At 72.2% G+C, this 16,740-nt stretch carries 17 protein-coding genes; 9 read left to right on the top strand and 8 right to left on the bottom strand.

Annotated elements, in window-relative coordinates; all coding sequences use genetic code 11:
- Positions 1-5: 5 nt before the first annotated feature.
- Complete coding sequence (locus Apa02nite_RS10945) at positions 6-1,229, bottom strand: low temperature requirement protein A (protein ID WP_203824938.1); 1,224 nt, start codon at positions 1,227-1,229, stop codon at positions 6-8.
- A 95-nt stretch (positions 1,230-1,324) separates the two neighbouring features.
- Between Apa02nite_RS10945 and Apa02nite_RS10950 the strand changes: the two genes are divergently transcribed.
- The 5 genes from Apa02nite_RS10950 (at position 1,325) to Apa02nite_RS10970 (ending at position 5,713) form a co-directional block, all read left to right on the top strand.
- On the top strand, positions 1,325-2,875 hold the full coding sequence (locus tag Apa02nite_RS10950; RefSeq protein WP_203824939.1) for a serine hydrolase domain-containing protein: 1,551 nt from the start codon (positions 1,325-1,327) through the stop codon (positions 2,873-2,875).
- Positions 2,876-2,932: 57 nt separating this feature from the next.
- Positions 2,933-3,763 (top strand): rhamnogalacturonan acetylesterase, encoded by an 831-nt coding sequence (locus Apa02nite_RS10955; RefSeq protein ID WP_203824940.1) that lies wholly within the window; start codon positions 2,933-2,935, stop codon positions 3,761-3,763.
- An 88-nt stretch (positions 3,764-3,851) separates the two neighbouring features.
- Positions 3,852-5,072, top strand: coding sequence for an inorganic phosphate transporter (locus Apa02nite_RS10960; protein ID WP_203824941.1), 1,221 nt, complete (start codon positions 3,852-3,854; stop codon positions 5,070-5,072).
- A gap of 17 nt (positions 5,073-5,089) precedes the next feature.
- The gene (locus Apa02nite_RS10965) at positions 5,090-5,383 is read left to right on the top strand and encodes a hypothetical protein (RefSeq protein ID WP_203824942.1); all 294 of its coding nucleotides are present in this window, start codon (positions 5,090-5,092) and stop codon (positions 5,381-5,383) included.
- Positions 5,384-5,395: 12 nt separating this feature from the next.
- The gene (locus Apa02nite_RS10970; RefSeq protein ID WP_203824943.1) at positions 5,396-5,713 is read left to right on the top strand and encodes a DUF3349 domain-containing protein; all 318 of its coding nucleotides are present in this window, start codon (positions 5,396-5,398) and stop codon (positions 5,711-5,713) included.
- Here Apa02nite_RS10970 and Apa02nite_RS10975 read toward each other — a convergent pair.
- On the bottom strand, positions 5,665-6,624 hold the full coding sequence (locus Apa02nite_RS10975) for a LysR family transcriptional regulator (protein ID WP_203824944.1): 960 nt from the start codon (positions 6,622-6,624) through the stop codon (positions 5,665-5,667). The genes Apa02nite_RS10970 and Apa02nite_RS10975 overlap by 49 nt on opposite strands.
- A gap of 93 nt (positions 6,625-6,717) precedes the next feature.
- Here Apa02nite_RS10975 and Apa02nite_RS10980 point away from each other — a divergent pair, with 93 nt between their 5' ends.
- The 4 genes from Apa02nite_RS10980 (at position 6,718) to Apa02nite_RS10995 (ending at position 9,783) form a co-directional block, all read left to right on the top strand.
- Positions 6,718-7,794 carry a TDT family transporter gene (locus Apa02nite_RS10980; RefSeq protein ID WP_203824945.1) on the top strand — a complete coding sequence of 359 codons (1,077 nt, stop codon included), beginning with the start codon at positions 6,718-6,720 and terminating at the stop codon, positions 7,792-7,794.
- Between the two features lie 124 nt (positions 7,795-7,918).
- Entirely contained in the window at positions 7,919-8,827 is a 909-nt protein-coding gene (gene purU, locus Apa02nite_RS10985) for a formyltetrahydrofolate deformylase (protein ID WP_067701687.1), read from the top strand.
- A 267-nt stretch (positions 8,828-9,094) separates the two neighbouring features.
- On the top strand, positions 9,095-9,460 hold the full coding sequence (locus Apa02nite_RS10990; protein ID WP_203824946.1) for a type II toxin-antitoxin system RelE/ParE family toxin: 366 nt from the start codon (positions 9,095-9,097) through the stop codon (positions 9,458-9,460).
- Positions 9,457-9,783 (top strand): XRE family transcriptional regulator, encoded by a 327-nt coding sequence (locus tag Apa02nite_RS10995; RefSeq protein WP_067701683.1) that lies wholly within the window; start codon positions 9,457-9,459, stop codon positions 9,781-9,783. Before Apa02nite_RS10990 ends, Apa02nite_RS10995 begins: the two co-directional genes overlap by 4 nt.
- 59 nt (positions 9,784-9,842) lie before the next feature.
- Here the strand turns inward: Apa02nite_RS10995 and Apa02nite_RS11000 are convergent, their stop codons facing one another.
- The 6 genes from Apa02nite_RS11000 to Apa02nite_RS11025 all read right to left on the bottom strand — a co-directional run bounded on the left by Apa02nite_RS11000 (position 9,843) and on the right by Apa02nite_RS11025 (position 16,605).
- Positions 9,843-10,223 carry a putative antibiotic biosynthesis monooxygenase gene (locus tag Apa02nite_RS11000; RefSeq protein ID WP_203824947.1) on the bottom strand — a complete coding sequence of 127 codons (381 nt, stop codon included), beginning with the start codon at positions 10,221-10,223 and terminating at the stop codon, positions 9,843-9,845.
- Between the two features lie 52 nt (positions 10,224-10,275).
- Positions 10,276-11,064, bottom strand: a complete 789-nt coding sequence (locus tag Apa02nite_RS11005; protein ID WP_232344785.1) for an SGNH/GDSL hydrolase family protein — start codon at positions 11,062-11,064, stop codon at positions 10,276-10,278.
- 12 nt (positions 11,065-11,076) lie between these two features.
- The gene (locus Apa02nite_RS11010; protein WP_203824948.1) at positions 11,077-12,249 is read right to left on the bottom strand and encodes an MFS transporter; all 1,173 of its coding nucleotides are present in this window, start codon (positions 12,247-12,249) and stop codon (positions 11,077-11,079) included.
- Between the two features lie 477 nt (positions 12,250-12,726).
- Complete coding sequence (locus Apa02nite_RS11015; protein ID WP_239164243.1) at positions 12,727-14,148, bottom strand: hypothetical protein; 1,422 nt, start codon at positions 14,146-14,148, stop codon at positions 12,727-12,729.
- A 180-nt stretch (positions 14,149-14,328) separates the two neighbouring features.
- The gene (locus Apa02nite_RS11020) at positions 14,329-15,285 is read right to left on the bottom strand and encodes an intradiol ring-cleavage dioxygenase (RefSeq protein WP_203824949.1); all 957 of its coding nucleotides are present in this window, start codon (positions 15,283-15,285) and stop codon (positions 14,329-14,331) included.
- 177 nt (positions 15,286-15,462) lie between these two features.
- Positions 15,463-16,605 carry a serine hydrolase domain-containing protein gene (locus Apa02nite_RS11025; RefSeq protein WP_203824950.1) on the bottom strand — a complete coding sequence of 381 codons (1,143 nt, stop codon included), beginning with the start codon at positions 16,603-16,605 and terminating at the stop codon, positions 15,463-15,465.
- Positions 16,606-16,740 lie beyond the last annotated feature (135 nt).

Genomic DNA, 16,740 nt, shown 5'->3' on the forward strand with positions numbered 1-16,740 from the left:
CGTCCTCAGACCTTGGCAACCCGGACTTCACCGGCCCGGTGCTGGGTGACCCCGGTGATCACGCCGGCCACGAGCACGGCGGCGCAGAGTGCCACCAGCACGGACGGTGACAGGCCGGGGAGCAGGACGAGCAGCAGGATCAGGGGTACGCCGAGGCCGGGCCAGACCAGCGCGACCCTCCACCGCCCGGACAGCACGCCCTGGATGATCGCGGCGCTCAGCAGGTACCCGGCCAGGCCGGCGCCGAGCACCGCCCGGGTGCCGATCGACAGGTGATCCTTCTCGCCGTACGCGATGGCGTGCTCCAGCCCGACCGCCACGGCCGCGAGGCTCACCGCGACCGGCAGGTGGGCGTAGACGTAGAAGTCGTGCACCCCCTGGCGGGAGTCCTCGCCACCCTCCTGGACCAGGCGGCGCTTGGCCACCCCACCGGACAGGTCGAAGTACGACCACCAGAGCGCGGCCGCGGCCAGGAACGCGAACGTCGCGGTCACCAGCACCTCGGCCGACCACTTGCCGTCGCGCAGGCCCATCACGGTGGCCGCCACCGACTCGCCGAGCACCAGGATGACGAAGAGCCCGAACCGCTCCGGCAGGTGCTCCATGTGCAGCGGCGGCGCGTCCTTGACCCGGGCCGCCAGGGTCGGTCCGAGCAGGTCGAGCAGGACACCGACGGCCCAGAGGGCATACCGGGCCGGACCCGGCACGGCGATCGAGATCAGCCAGCAGGCCGCGCCGGCGCTGTGCCCCCAGAGGTACGGCCTGATGCCCGGGCGGGCCTCCGGCAGGGTGCGCCAGACCCGCAGGTAGCCGAGCACCAGCACCACCCGCAGCAGCGCGTACCCGATGGCGAACCAGACCGCGTGCGGGCCGATCGCCTGCTGGGCCGCCGCGGCCATCATGATCACGCCGCCCATCCCGGTCAGGGTGAGCAGCCGGAAGATCGCGTCGTCGGTGTCGAACCGGTTGGCGTAGAGCGTGGTGCTGGCCCACGCCCACCAGCCGGCGACCAGGATCGCGGTGAACCGGAATCCGCCGCTCCACGACTCGTCCGCGGCCAGCAGGTCGGCGCAGCGCGCGACGAACAGCACGAAAGCCAGGTCGAAGAAGAGCTCCAGCCGGGTCGCCGAGCGGTTGGCGTCCCGGTTCACGTCCGGCGGCCGGACGAGCTCCTTCTCCTCCTCGTCCTCGCGGTCCAGTCGTGCCTGGTCGGTGGCCTTGTCCGCCATCGCACCTCCCCTTCCGCGGCACCGGTACCCGATTCGCAGTGTCCGGAACCCAACGCTCCGGCCGAGACAGTGACCGACGTGGATACAGTCGGGCGATGTCCGTATCGGTCACTCGGCGTACCGTCCTCGTCGCCGCAGCCGCAACCGGCGCCGCGACCCTCACCACGACCCCGGCCCTGGCCTCACCCCGGCCGTCCCTGGCCGGCCGGGAATCCACGATCCTGGCCGACCTGGAAGACAAGATCAAAGACGGGATGGCCAGGTACGGCATCCCCGGAGTCGCCCTCGGCCTGCACCACCGCGGCCGGGACTACGTCCGCGGCTACGGCGTGACGAACCTCGCCGACCCGCAGCCGGTGGACGGCGACACGGTCTTCCGGGTCGGCTCCACCACCAAGACCTTCACCGGCACCGCGGTGATGCGGCTGGTCGAGCGCGGCAAGCTCGACCTGAACCGCACCGTGCGCAGCTACCTGCCGGACTTCCGCACCGCGGACGCGGCCGCCTCGGCCCGGGTCACCGTCCGGCAGGCGCTGCAGCACACCGCCGGCTGGCTCGGCGACTTCCTGCTGGACACCGGCGAGAGCCCCGACGCGCTGGCCCGGTACGTGTCCGGGATGTCCCGGCTGCCGCAGCTGACCGCGCCCGGGACCACGTTCGCCTACAACAACGCGGCGCTGTCGCTGGCCGGGCGGCTGATCGAGGTGGTGACCGGCCGGCCGTACCAGGAAGCGGTCCGCACCCTGGTGACCGCGCCGCTGCGCCTGGACTCCAGCGCGTTCTACCTGGACGACCTGCCCGGCGCGCGGGTCGCGACGTCGCACACGTTCACCGCGGAGGGCGAACTGGTCGCGAACCCGGCCGCGTTCACCGTGCCGCGCAGCCTGCACCCGGCCGGCGGGCTGATCTCCAGCGCCCGGGACCAGCTGCGCTGGGCGCGGTTCCACCTGGGCGACGGCGGCCGGCTGCTCAGCTCCCGCTCGCTGCGCCTGATGCAGTCGCACCCCGGGCCGGGCGGTTCGCTCTTCGTGGAGCTGGACGGGGTGGGCATCACCTGGATGCTGCGGCCGACCGCGGAGGGCCCGCGGGTGGTGCAGCACGGCGGGGACTGGGCCGGCCAGCACTCCGGGTTCCTGATGGTGCCGGAGCGGGACTTCGCCATCACCGTGCTGACCAACGCCGACACCGGGCCGGACCTGCTCGCCGAGCTGTTCGTCGAGGACTGGGCGCTGGACCGGTTCGCCGGGGTGCACAACCTGCCGGCGACGCCGCGGACGCTGCCGGCCGCGGAGCTGGCCGCCTACGCCGGGCGGTACACGTTCGAGCAGATCGGGTTCGACGGCGAGACCGTCTCGCTGGCCTTCCTGCTGGCGCCGGACGCCGGGAAGCTGCAGTTCCGGGCGGAGACCGGCGAGGAGGGCGGGTGGCTGGTGTTCTACCGCCCGGACCGGGTGCTCGAGCAGTTGCCGGACGGCGTGTTCCTGCCGGGGCGCGACGACTTCGTCCGGGGCGCGGACGGGACCGTCACCTTCTTCCGCAGCGGCGGGCGACTGTTCCGGCGCACCCCGCTCGACGCCGCGCCGGCGGTGGCGGCGACCCGGGCCGGCACGCCGCTGAAGCTGCCGATCAGGATACCGACCCCGTAGCCTTTCACCATAGGGAAAGCGCTTGCCTAGATCGATGCGCGCTGATTTGATGGCGGCATGACGATCGACCGGAGAACCCTCCTGCGCGCATCCCTCGGCGGCGCCACCGCCGGCGTCCTCGGCGTCACCACCCCCGCCTTCGCCTCCGACCGTCCCCGGCGACGCACCGTCTTCGTCGCCGGGGACTCGACCGCCGCCACCTACGCCACCGCCGACGTGCCCCGGGCCGGCTGGGGCCAGGCGCTGCCCGCCTTCCTGCACCGCGAGATCGCCGTGGTGAACGCCGCGCTCTCCGGCGCCAGCTCGAAGAGCTTCGCCGACCTCGGCCGGCTCGATCTGATCCTGGACGCCATCCGCCCCGGCGACACGCTGCTGATCTCGTTCGGCCACAACGACGAGAAGGTCGAGGACCCGGCGCGCGGCACCGAGCCGTGGAGCACCTTCCAGGAGTACCTCAGCCGCTACCTGGACGGGGCGCGGGCGGCGCGGGCGCACCCGGTGCTGGTCACCCCGGTGGAGCGGCGCCGGTTCACCGCGGACGGCGTGCCGTACCTGTCGCACGGCGAGTACCCGGCCGCGATGCGCACCCTGGCGCTGCGGACCCGGACCCCGCTGATCGACCTGACCGCGCTCTCCTTCACGCTCTGGGGTGAACTCGGCCCGGAGGCCACCAAGGACTACTTCCTGTGGCTGGACGCCGGCGCCTCGCCGAACTATCCGGCCGGGGTCGCCGACAACACGCACTTCCAGGCACACGGCGCGATCGAGGTGGCCCGGCTGGTCGTCCGGGCCGGCCAGACGATCCCGGGCCGCGACCGCCGGGCCCTGCGCGCGGACATCCCGGACGACGTGCTGACCTGGCCCGCCACCCGGCCCGCCGAAAGCTGACCGGCGAGCTGAAACTCCGGGTGAATGCCGGAGGAACACTGCATAAGGGCCCTATGGAACGGTCGCCGGGCGGGTACACGCTGCCTTGGTGACCGAAACTACCGTGGTCCTCATCCTCGTGGTCATCACCGCCCTCGGATTCGACTTCACCAACGGCTTCCACGACACGGCCAACGCGATGGCGACCTCGATCGCCACCGGCGCGCTGCGTCCCAAGGTCGCCGTGCTGCTGTCCGCCACGCTCAACCTGGTCGGCGCGTTCCTCTCGGTCGAGGTCGCGCTGACCGTCACGAACGCGGTGGTCAACATCCAGAACAGCGACGGCACCCCCAAACCGGACCTGCTCGCCGACGGCGGCCAGGCGCTGCTGCTGATCGTCCTGGCCGGCCTGGTCGGTGGCATCCTCTGGAACCTGCTGACCTGGCTGCTCGGCCTGCCGTCGAGCTCGTCGCACGCGCTCTTCGGCGGGCTGATCGGCTCGGCGGTGGCCGGCCTCGGCTGGGCCGGCGTCAAGTGGACCGGCGACGGCTCCAAGCTGGACGGCGTGGTCGGCAAGGTGCTGCTGCCCGCGGTCATGTCGCCGGTGATCGCCGGCGTGGTGGCCGCGGCCGGCACCTGGATCATCTACCGGATCACCCTCGGGGTGGCCGCCCGCTTCACCGACAACGGCTTCCGCTGGGGACAGATCGGCAGCGCCTCGCTGGTCTCGCTGGCGCACGGCACCAACGACGCGCAGAAGACGATGGGCGTGATCACCCTCGCCCTGATCGCGTCCGGCGAGTGGACCGACACCAAGAACATCCCGCTCTGGGTCAAGGTCGCCTGCGCGCTGGCCATCGCGCTCGGCACCTACCTGGGCGGCTGGCGGATCATCCGGACGCTCGGCAAGGGCCTTGTGGAGATCGCTCCGCCGCAGGGCCTGGCGGCCGAGGCGGCGTCCGCCGCGGTCATCCTCTCCTCCAGCCACCTCGGGTTCGCGCTGTCCACCACGCACGTGGCGACCGGCTCGATCCTGGGCAGCGGCGTCGGCAAGCCGGGCGCGACGGTGCGCTGGGCGGTGGCCGGCCGGATGGTCTCCGCCTGGCTGATCACCCTGCCCGCGGCCGGCCTGGTCGGAGCGATCATGTGGTATCTCGGCGACGTGATCGGCGGCCTCGGCGGCGCGCTGACCATCGTCGCGGTCCTGGTGGCCCTGGCCACGTACATGTACCTGCGCTCGCGGCGCGAGCCGATCGACCACAACAACGTCAACGACGAGTGGGACGCCCCGGCCGACGCGCCGAAGGCCACCGCCGGCGCGGCGAGCTGACGGGACGGGACGACGACATGAACAACCTCAGCCTGGCCCTGGAAGGCGCCTGGAAGGTGCTGCTCGCCAGCGTGCTGCTGGGCGCCGGCCTGCCGGCCCTGTTCGCCCTCGGCATCCGCTCGCTGGCCTACGGCGCGGGCGGTGAGGCCTCCGGCCGCCGGCCGAGCCCGGCCGGCACCGCCGGCGGCTACGCCTGCTTCGCCGTGGTCCTGATCGGCGTGGTGCTCGGCATCACGTTCATCGTGGCCACCGGCTTCGGCAAGGCGCTCAGCTTCGAGCACGTCTACCCGACCATCGTCGACAAGCACTGACCGGGAGCGATCATGAGTGAGCAACGCTCCAACTTCGTCACCCGCGCCGTGGGATGGCTGCGCGCCGGCTATCCGGAGGGTGTGCCGCGGCAGGACTACGTCGCCCTGCTCGGCCTGCTGCGCCGCAAGCTCACCGAGGACGAGATCCGCAAGATCGCCCAGGAGCTGGCCGCGCAGGCCCAGCCCGGGGCCGACCCGATCACCAGCGCCGACATCGAGGATCTGATCAACGATCGGCTGCTGCAGGAGGCCACGCCGACCGACGTGGTCCGGGTCTCGGCTCACCTGGCCGCGGGAGGCTGGCCGCTGGCCGATCCGCCGGTGGAGTGAATGTGACCCAGCAGGGTCCGGACGGCGCCCGCCGGTGGCGTCCGGACCCCGGTCCACACCGCCAGCAGCTCCCGGGGCAGCGTGAACCCGGGCACCGGCACGTGCCGTAGCCGCCCAGACCGCAGGTCGTCCTCGACGGCGAGCCGGCTCACCACGGCCGGTGCGCCACCGGCCAGCACCGCGGCCCGCACGGCCGCCGTGGTGGAGAGCTCCAGGGCGGCCGGCGCCGGCTCGTATCCCGCCCTGCGCAGCGCCGCGGCCAGGGACTCCCGGGTGCCGGACCCGTGCTCGCGGGTGACCATCGGGGTCGCGGCCAGCTCGGCGACGGTCACCCCGCCGGAGCGCCGGGCCCAGTCGTGCTCCGGCGGCACCACCAGCACCAGCTCGTCGCGGGCGACCACCCGGCTGCGCACCCCGGCCGGCACCGTCGGCCCCTCGATGAACCCCAGATCCGCGGTGCCGGCCAGCACCTGCTCGAGCACCTGATCGCTGTTGACCGCGGTCAGCACCACGTCGGGCGGCGTGCGGCCCTCCCGGGTGGCGGCCGCCCGGCAACCGACCAGCCAGCCGGGCAGCAGGTGCTCGGCGATGGTCAGGCTGGCGCTGACCCGCAGCCGGGTGCGGGTGTCCTCGCGCAGCGTGGCCAGCCCGGTGTCCACCTCCTCGGCCAGCCGGATCAACCGGTCCGCCCACTGCGCCACCACCACGCCCTCCCGGGTGAGCCGGGTGCCGCGGGTGGTCCGGGTGGCCAGCCGGACGCCGGTGCGCGCCTCCAGCGCGGCGAGCCGGGCCGAGACCGCCTGCTGGGTCAGCCCGGACTCGCGCCCGGCGCCGCTCAGCGTCCCGGTCCGGGCGACCAGCAGCAGGATCTCCAGGGCGGCCAGGTCCGGCATGCGAGGGCTCAGGGTCACACCCGGTGACGGTACGCCGTCACAAGCTCCGGTTGTGACTCCACAAGATCGTCACGGCTACCCGCCGCACCCGGCCCGGACGAGGGTGGGGACATGCTCCTCGCTCCGCCCCGCCCCACCCGCACCGTCACCCCGATCCGCCCCGCCCCGAACTGGTACGCCTCCGTGATGGGCACCGCGATCCTGGCCACCGCCGCGGCCGTCCTGCCGTGGCGGGTGCCGGGCCTGGACACGCTCGCGCTGGTCGCCTGGCTGCTGTCCGTGGTCGTGCTCACCGTGCTGCTGGCCGGCAGCCTGCGCCGGCCCCGGATCGCCCTCGGGCACGGCGGCGACCCGGTGCTCGCACCGTTCTACGGCGCCCCGCCGATGGCCCTGCTCACCGTCGGCGCCGCGACGCTGCTGGTCGGCCGGGACGTGCTGGGCACGACCGCCGCGGTCACGGTGGACTGGGTGCTCTGGTCGGCGGGCACGGCGGCCGGGCTGGTGGCCGCGGTGACCGTGCCGTTCCTGCAGTTCACCCGGCACACCGGCGGGGACGGCGCGTCGGCCGGCTGGCTGATCGCGGTGGTGCCGCCGATGGTGTCGGCGAGCGGCGGGGCGCTGCTGGTGCCGTACGCCCCGGCCGGGCAGGTGCGGCTGACGCTGCTGCTCGGGTGCTGGGCGATGTTCGGGATGAGCCTGATCGCGTCGTTCGTGGTGCTCACGCTGATCTGGCATCGGCTGGCCACGCTGCGGGTGGGGCCGGCCGCCACCGCGCCGGTGCTGTGGATCGGGATCGGGCCGTTCGGGCAGTCGATCACGGCCGCCAATCTGCTCGGCGACGCCGGTCACGGGGTGCTGCCCGAGCCGTACGCTCGGGCTTTCGGCGCCCTCGGCGTGCTCTACGGCGTACCCGCATGGGGTTTTGCTCTGCTCTGGGCCGGCCTGGCCGCAGCCGTGACGGTCCGCGCGGTCCGGACCCACCTGCCCTTCTCGCTGAGCTGGTGGTCGTTCACCTTCCCGGTCGGCACGATGGTCACCGGGACGTCCGCGCTGGCCGCGCACCTGCACGTGACGGCCCTGGCGCTGATCGCGGTGCTCGGTTACGGCGCGCTGCTGACCGCCTGGGCGGTGGTCGCGGCCCGCACCGCCCGCGGCCTGCACAGCGGCGCCCTCACCCGGCCCGCCTGATCCCGCGCTCTGGACCCCTGGCACCGCGAACCCGGTCGTTGCGGAAGAATCCCTGCTCGGATCTTCAGTGACACCCGGCCGCGCCTGCACCCCGCCCGCGCCGGCGACAGAGAGGAGGACCGACGTGACGGTGACCCAGAACGCACCCGCGGTCCGCACACATCCCGGGCCCACCGACGATCAGGCCGTCCTGATCGTGCACGGCAAGGACCGGACCGGCATCGTGGCCGCGATCAGCGCGGTGCTCGGCAAGCACGACGCCAACATCGTGCAGCTCGACCAGTACTCCGACAACCCGCACGGCGGCGCGTTCTTCCAGCGGACCGTGTTCGCGCTGGACCACCTCAAGGCCCGGCTGCCGCAGGTCGAGGCGGACCTGAAGGCCACGCTCGCCGAGGGTTTCGAGCTGGAGTACACGCTGCGCGACATGTCCGCGCCGAAACGCGTCGCGATCTTCGCCTCCAAGGACGACCACTGCCTGCTCGACCTGCTCTGGCGCCACCGCCGCGGCGAGCTGCCGGTCAACGTCGCCATGGTGATCTCGAACCACGCCGACACCGCCGACGAGGTGCGCTTCTTCGGCGTGCCGTTCTTCCACGTGCCGTCGGCCGGTCCGGACAAGTCCGCCGCCGAGGAGCAGCACCTGCGGCTGCTGCAGGGCAACGTCGACTTCATCGTGCTGGCCCGCTACATGCAGATCCTCTCGGCCGGCTTCATCGAGCGGCTCGGCGTGCCGATCATCAACATCCACCACAGCTTCCTGCCCGCCTTCATCGGCGCCGGCCCGTATGCCAAGGCCAAGCAGCGCGGCGTCAAGCTGATCGGCGCGACCGCGCACTACGTGACCGAGGCCCTGGACGAGGGCCCGATCATCGAGCAGGACGTGATCCGGGTGTCACACGCCGACACGGTCGCTGACCTGCAGCGCCGCGGCGCCGACGTGGAACGGGCGGTGCTGTCCCGCGCGGTCCGCTGGCACTGCGAGGACCGCGTCGTCCGCCACGACAACCACACGATCGTCTTCGCCGGCTGATCTTCTCGCGGCCCGCTGCCGGCCGGATCGGCGGCGGGCCCGCTGGTCGTCGCGGCCCGCTTTCCAAGATCTTTTTGTCGTGCGTCCGCCGGGGTGCAGACCGCCGCTCCCGCCGGGACCCCTGCGGGCGGCCGCGATCTCCGCGTCCGCGTGCACAGAGTCTGCCGTCTTGGATTCAGCGCTGCCATGTGCAGACATTCCGCCTGCAGCATCGCGGCCGTCAACGGCTAGTACTTAGAGGTACTAAAACCGTGTAACGTAGGCGGCGTGGCCTACCGGCTGGAACTCGTGGCGGAGGTGCGGGACTGGCTTCACCAGCTCCGCCGCACCGACCGGGCCAGTGCCATCCTGGTCGGCCAAGCGATCGCCGCGCTCCTCGACGAAGGCCCGAGCCTCGGCCGGCCCCTGGTCGATCGCGTCAAAGGCTCCGACCTGCACAATCTGAAAGAACTTCGACCCGGCTCGACCGGGACGACGGAGATACGGATCTTGTTCATCTTCGACCCCACCCGCAACGCGGTCCTCCTGGTCGCCGGCGACAAGGCTGGGCAGTGGACGGCCTGGTACCGCCAGTCGATTCCTCTCGCCGAGGCGAGGTATTCGACCTATCTGAAGGAGAAGGGGGAGTCGTGAGCAGCACCCAGGGGTACGACCGCGAAGGTTTCCTCGCCGAGTTCTTTCCCGAGGCGGCGGATCGTGCCGAGGTCGAGGCCGGCGCGCAGGCTCTCATCAACGTCAGTCGAGCCCATCGGCTCGCCGAGATGCGCAAGCGGCTGGGGCTGACGCAGGCTGAGGTCGCCGAGCGGATGAACGTTCGCCAGGAGCGCGTCTCCGCCATCGAACGCGCGAAGGTCGACGCCAGTGAGCTGAGAACCCTTGCCGCCTACATCACGGCGCTCGGTGGACGCATGGAGATCGTCGCCGACTTCGGCGGCGAACGCCTCGTCGTCGGCTGACCTCAACGGCGGCGGTGGAGCCAGGTGGCTAGGTGGCGGGTCAGGCGGGGCATGATGAGTCAGGTCATCAGGGCGACCACCGGGATGATGGTGACGCCGGAGCGGAGCATGGCCGGCCAGTCGCCGACCAGGGGGCGCAGGGCGGTGGAGACCGCGGTCTGCAGGCACCAGATGACCAGCGCGGTCATCAGGAACTGCTTCCAGCGGACCGGGCCGGCCGGTTTCGCGGTGGCCGGGGCGATGATCGGGTAGGCCACCGACATCAGGGCCGCGCGGACGTTGCGGCGTACGGTCACCGCCAGCTCCCGGCGCGCGGCCGCGCGCGTACGACGTAATTCTTCGGCGTCAACCGTGACCTGCTCAGACTCCCGGACCAACGGACGGCCCAGGTACGCGGCCTGGAAGGCCTGGTCGGCGAAGGCCAGCAGGACCAGCCCCACCCCGGGTGGACCACCAGCTCACCCGCGGCGGGCCGGCGCCCCCGGCCCGGCATCAGGCAGGCTGGGTCGCCGGAACCGAGATCCAGTCGGTGTACTTGCCGCTGCGGTGATCGCCGGACGACTGGCCACGCAGCCGCCGCTGCACCCACGGCAGCACGTGCTCGCGGTAGTACCGGGCCTCGGCCAGCAGGCCGTTGCGCGCCCCCGGACCGGGATCGATCACGTGCGCCGGCGTCTCGTGCCCCAGCGCGCTGAGCACCAGGCTGGCCACCCGCCGGTGCCCGGCCGCGTTCAGGTGCAGCCGGTCGCCCGACCAGTACCCGGCCCGCTGGATCTCGGTGTCGTGGAAGACGTCGACGAAGGTCAGGTCGTAGCTCTGCGCGATCGGCGCGACCGCGTTGGTCAGCGCGTCGCCCTTGCGCCGGAACTTGCTGCCGAACGGCAGGTGCGAGGACGGGTCGGCGCCGGAGAGCAGCAGCACCTGCACACCCTCGTCCAGGCACCGGCGGATCGCCTTCACGGTCATCTCGACCAGGGTGTTCAGGTCCCCGCCGGGGCGCAGCATGTCGTTGCCGCCGCCGTTGAGCGACAGCAGCGTGGGCTTGGGGTCGAGCGCGAGCGCCGCCTCCAGCTGATCGTCGACGATCGGGCGCAGCAGCCGGCCCCGGATCGCCAGGTTCGCGTACTGGATGGGTTCGCCCAGCCCGGCCGCCAACCCGGCGGCGACCAGATCGGCCCAGCCCCGCTCGCTCCCGTCGGGCTGGGTGTCGCCCATGCCCTCGGTGAAGCTGTCCCCGATCGCGACGTACCGCATACCGCTCTCCCACCGGTCGTTCGTCATCCCGGCCACACACTAGTCAGCGTTCGCGGTGACCCGGTGGCCCTCCGGCGACCCCGTGATCAACGACTCGCCGGCCAGCACCGCCAGCGCGGCCATCACCAGCACGCCACCGGCCAGCGGGGTGGCCCGCGCGCCGTACGTCTCGAGCACCCCGGCGCCGAGCAGCGAACCGCTCGCGATGCCGACGTTGAACGCGACCGAGTTGCCGGCCGACGCCATGTCGGTGCTGCCCGGCGCCACTTCGAGCACCCGGTTCTGCAGCGCCGGGGTGAGCGCGCCCAGACCGAAACCGGTCACTGCGAGCAGCACCGCGGTCGCCCCCTTCGAGCCCGCCACCGGGTAGGACGCGAACAGCGCCGCCGCCAGCAACGCCACCGGCACGAGCATCGCGCCGCGCTGCCAGCGGTCGGTCGCCGCACCCCCGGCCGCGATACCGGCGAAATCGGCCACCCCGCGCGCCAGCAGCAGCGGCCCGAGCGCACCGGCCGCGAACCCGGTCACCGTGGTCAGGAACAGTTCGGTGTACGTGAACGCGGTGTACAGCCCGGCCACCGACAGCGTCGTCACGACGACCACCACGGCGTAGCGCCGGGCGTCCGGGGTGGTGCCGGTGGCCGCGTGCGTGTTCGCCACCTCGATCCGCGGCATCAGGAAGACCACCATCGCGTACGCGAGCAGCGCCAGCACGGCGAGCGCCCCGAACGCGGCCCGCCAGCCGTACTGCTGCCCGATCCACGTGCCGGCCGGCACCCCGAGCATCGGCCCGAGCGACGCGCCGGCGAAGACCACCGCGTTGACCCGCCCGCGTACCCGCACCTCGAACATCGCCGACACGATCGGCCCGACCACCGCCCAGAACAGCGCCTGGGTCAGCGCGACCACGACTCGCACCCCGAGCAGCACGCCATAGCTGGGCGCGAGCGCGGACGCGACCGTCGCGACCACCAGCAGGGCGAGCAGGGTGCTGACCAGCCGCCGCCGCGGCATCCGCCGGGTCACCCAGGTCAGCGGGAACGTGACGAGGCTGACGGTGACGGCATACCCGGTGACGAGCAGCCCGACCGACGCCGCCGGCACGCCCAGATCCGCGGAGATCAGCGAGAGCAGCCCGATCGGCAGCGTCTCGGTGGCGACGTAGCAGAACGCGGACACCGCCAGCGCCACCAGCGCCCCGACCGCCGACATCACACCTCCCCGCAACCACCCCACCCTAACGGCCGTCGATCCCCCAGGCTGCGCAGCACGCGTCACGGCCCTCAGCACCGCAGCTGGCCATGACGGCCCATATGCGCACCCCAGAAGGGCCCCCAGAACCAGCCAGGCAACCCTGGCTGGCCGTGGCGGCCGTTATGAGCACTCCATAAGGGCCGCCACGCCAAGCCCGGCGACCCCGGCTGGCCGTGGCGGCCGTTATGAGCACTCCATACGGGCCCTCAGGACCAGCCCGGCAACCGCGGCTGGCCGTGGCGGCCCTGGTCCGGCCATCCCGCGAGTCGTGACGTTTGCGGGACCTCGCGCCGCCCGTACCTCTGGCAAGCCGACCCGGACCGGCCACGAACCGCGACCGGGAAGCGAACCCGGTGCAGGCCGGGGTCCGGGAATGGGACGGCCCGCCGGAGAGGAAACCGGCGGGCCGTGTGAAGAAGCCGTGGGTAAAGGGGGTCAGCTCATCGGCAGGACGCGGGCGATTTTGATGGCTGAGGTGCTGCTGCCGGCCGCGGGGTAGGCGATGCTGCCGTCCGCGTACGACTTCAGCGCCGTGTAGTCGTGGTCCTTGGCGGCGATGGTGAACTTGGCGCCGGTCGCCTTCCCGGTGCCGGAGTCGTACACCTGCGCCGCGATCGAGGAACCCGACTGCCAGGTCAGCAGCATCCGCCCGGTGCCGTAGGCCGCCAGGTGCGGGTGGCCGGTGCTCGCCGACGTGGTGATGCTGGTGTCCGCCTTGCCGGTGGTGAAGTGCGCCAGCCGGGCCTTGCCGCCCTGGCTCCACGCCGTCCAGTAGCCCTTGGACTTCGCCAGCACCAGGTCCCCGCCGAACAGCGTGCCGTCGCAGGTCCCCGCCGCGACCGTCCGGTACGGGTTGGGCCGCGCGATCCGGCAGTCGTTGTCAGTCGCGCAGACCGTCACGTAGTGGCTGGTGCGCGGATCCCAGACCACCCGCGACGTCCAGGCGTGACTGCACCCCACCTCGAACGCGTCCCGATGCCCGCTGACCAGCGCACCGCTCGCGCTGACCACCTGCATCCGGTCGCCCTCGTGGATGTCGACGCAGCTGCCGTTCTTGACCGTGATCGCGACGCCGAAATAGGCGGCGAAGGTCTTGCCGTCCGACGCCAACCGGCCGTGGTGCTGGTACCACCAGATGAAGCGGGCGCCGTCGTCGTACCCGGTGCGGCTGCTGCTCAGGTTGGTGACCTGGCGCTGCCAGACCAGCTTGCCGGAGGTGTCGAAGCGGATCATGTGCATGGTGTTGCACGGGCTGGACTCGCCGCCGCAGAGCGGGGTGTCGCCGCAACTCCCCTTGCGGGTCAGCAGCAGCACGCCGCCGGTCTTGTCGGCCTGCACGTCCTGCAGGTCGATGCCCTCGAAGCTGGTGGGCGTGCCGACCAGCTTGTCGTCGCAGCCCAGCTTGCCGAGGTAGACCTTGCCGCCGGTGCCGAGCCAGGCGAGCCAGGAGCCGCCGTCGGGGCGGGCCGCGACGGCCATCGGCAGCTTCTCGGTGTCGCCCTCGCCGCCGTACCCGACGACCTTGGCGGACAGCTTCACCTCGGTGACCTTCGTGACCGGCTTGGCGGACTTGGTCCGGCCGCAGGCGCCGGTGGCGGCCGGCGCGGCAGCGGCGGAAGCGGCGCTCGCAGCCGGCGACACGGAGCCACTGGGCGCGACCGACGCGCTGGGGGCGGCCGGGGCGGCAGCGCCGGATGCGCCCGCCGAGGCGACCGGCGAGGACAGCGACGAAGAGGAGGAAGCGGAGGAGGACGAGGTGGGGGACTTGGAGCACGCGCCCGCCGCGACGACGAGGGCCACGGCGACCGCCGCCATGATCCACCGCTGGCCGGCGCGGTGCTCTTCCGCTGCGCGCATGTCGAGTTTCCTCATTGTTTTAAGCTTTTCTTAAGGGGGGATTAAATGGCACTGAACCGCAATCGGGGACGATGGCGACGGCCGACTTTACCGGTTAACCCGCCAATTATGTGAACCGGTATCGAGAAAGTGGCCGCCGGGAAACAACCCCGACGGCCACCATGGTCGAAATACCATTTTTCAGCTCGGCAGTGCCCCACTGGGCCGGGGTCCGCCCGGCGGCGCGCCACCGGGCCCGCCGGAGCTGGGCGCACCGTCGCCGCCGGCCGGGGCGCTCCCGCCGGCGGGCGTCGTCGTGGTGTCCACGCCCGCGGTCAGCGAGACGGTGTACCCGGCGGTGACGTCCCCGCTCACGGTGGGCAGCTGGAGCGCACCCGCGTCGTCGCCGAACACGTTGTCGTCGTCCAGCGAGACCTGCGCGAGGTTGGCGACCGAGGCCTCGTACCCGGTGGTGGCGAACACCGTGTCGCAGGCCGCCTTCGGCATGGCGACCTGCGAGGTGGCGATGGCGTTCGACGCGCTGCTGATGCTCGCCTGATCCGGGTAGACCTCGAAATGGATGTGCGGCCAGCGACCGGAGTAACACGCCGGGAAGATACTGGTGAATGTCACCTGGCCGGCGGCGTCGGCGATCTGCACGCCGCGCAGATAGTTCTCCTTCGCGACGCTGGTGGAGTACATCGAGTACTCGCCGGAGCGGGTGCAGTGCCAGACGTAGACCGCGCCCCCGGCGAAGGGCACGCCGCTCCTGGCGAGATCGGTGATCGTCAGGGTGAGCGTCATCGGCACACCCTCGGCCTTGCCGCTCGCGTCGCCGAAGCTGGACGTGATGTCGCTGCGGACGATGCCGCTCTCGGTGAGCACGTTCGGCCCGTTCGACCCGTCACCCGGGTACGGCCCGGCGGTCTCGTCCGGGATCTCGCCCGAGGCGGCCGCCGAGGCGGAGGTGGACGCCGAGGCCGACGCGGTCTCCTCGGCGGACTTCTTGCCGCAGGCGGCAAGCCCGAGAGTGACCGCACCGGCGCCGAACGCCCGGAACAGTCCGCGGCGGCTCAGGGTGCCCAGGTCGAAGTCCAGCCCCTGATCGAACACCTCGTCATCGGGGCGAGGCAGATCGCGACCTTCGTAGCGCGGCATATGTTTCCTCCGATTCTGGACAAACTAGGCCCAGTATCGGATTCCGGAGAGATTCATGCCGACATTTCCGTTTTGATAAGGCCGACGGGTGGCGTCCTCCCCGGCCGGTGCGCATCTTTCCGGTGTGCGCGCGGATTTCCGCCTGACGATCAACCCCCTTTCCGGTACGCGATGAGATCAGGTCAGGGCGGCCAGGATCAGGCGCTGGGCGGTGACCGGCTGGTCCCCGCCCATGGTCAGCGTGTTGAGCGAGAAGGTCACCCGGCGCCGCAGGTCGAGCGTCGCGCCCATCCCGTTGTTGTAGCCCGGCCGGTCTCCGGACTTGCCCCAGACCTCCACGCCACCGAGCCGGATCCGGGACAGCCCGGCGCTGTACGTCGCCGGACTGCCGTCCTCGTCCTCCCCGGGCGCCCAGATCGGGGCGTCCGACGGGACGGTCAGCATCGCGGCCAGCTGGCGGTGCGGCAGCAGGTGGCCGCCGAGCAGGCCGACCAGGAACGCATCGAGGTCGGCGGTGGTCGAGATGATCTCGGCGGCGGCCCACTGGAGGGTCGGGTTGGCGCGGGTCACGTCCACGTACCGGACCGTGCCGCCCTCGACGATCCGCTCGTAGCCGTGCGCGTGCGGGCCGGGGATGCCGAGCCGGGTGCCGGGCAGCGAGGTGGCGCGCAGCCCGAGCGGGCGCAGCACCCCGCGCCGGACGGCGTCCGCGTACGGCCGGCCGGTGACCCGCTCGATCACCAGCCCGGCCACGATGTACCCGAGGTTGCTGTAGTCCTGCCGGGTGCCCGGCTCGAACAGCGGCTCCTCGGTCCATTGCACCTGCGAGCCCGGTACGAACGTGTCGTACCGGTGGGCCAGGAACCACGCGCGGTCCTTGTTCGGGATCGGCGTGCCACGCAGCCCGTGCGTGTGGTCCAGCGCCATCCGGACCGTCCCCGGGTAGCCCTCGGGCAGCAGATCCGGCAGGTAGCGGCGCAACGGCGCGTCCAGCTCGACCAGCCCGGCCGCGACCAGCTGCAGGATCGCCGCGGCGGTGAACGCCTTGGTCATGCTGCCGATCCGGAACCGGCCGTCCCACGGCACCGGCCGTCCGGTGCCGATCTCGGCCTCGCCGGCCCGCCCGTGCCACCGCCCGGCCGCGCCCTCGATCCGGACCAGGGCGCCACTGATCTCCGCCGGGAGCGGGTCGATGACGGCCGCCAGTGCGGTGGTGTCCAGCGGAGGGAGGGCAGACCCTTTCGCGGACGCGGGTCTGACCCCGGTGACCGCGAGCAGTCCTCCGGCGAGTGCCCCACCGAGCAGCGAACGACGATTCATCGGAACCTCCACTATGGCCGGTTGATCGATGACCACCCTTCCGTCTGCGCGACCCGCGGCCATCCGGGTCGGCCCCGGAGGCTCCCCCGATCCCGCACCCGTAAGGCCCGTCGGACTTGGTAGCGGAACGGGAGC

This window comes from Actinoplanes palleronii, from assembly GCF_016862315.1.
In the GTDB taxonomy this organism is placed as follows: domain Bacteria; phylum Actinomycetota; class Actinomycetes; order Mycobacteriales; family Micromonosporaceae; genus Actinoplanes; species Actinoplanes palleronii.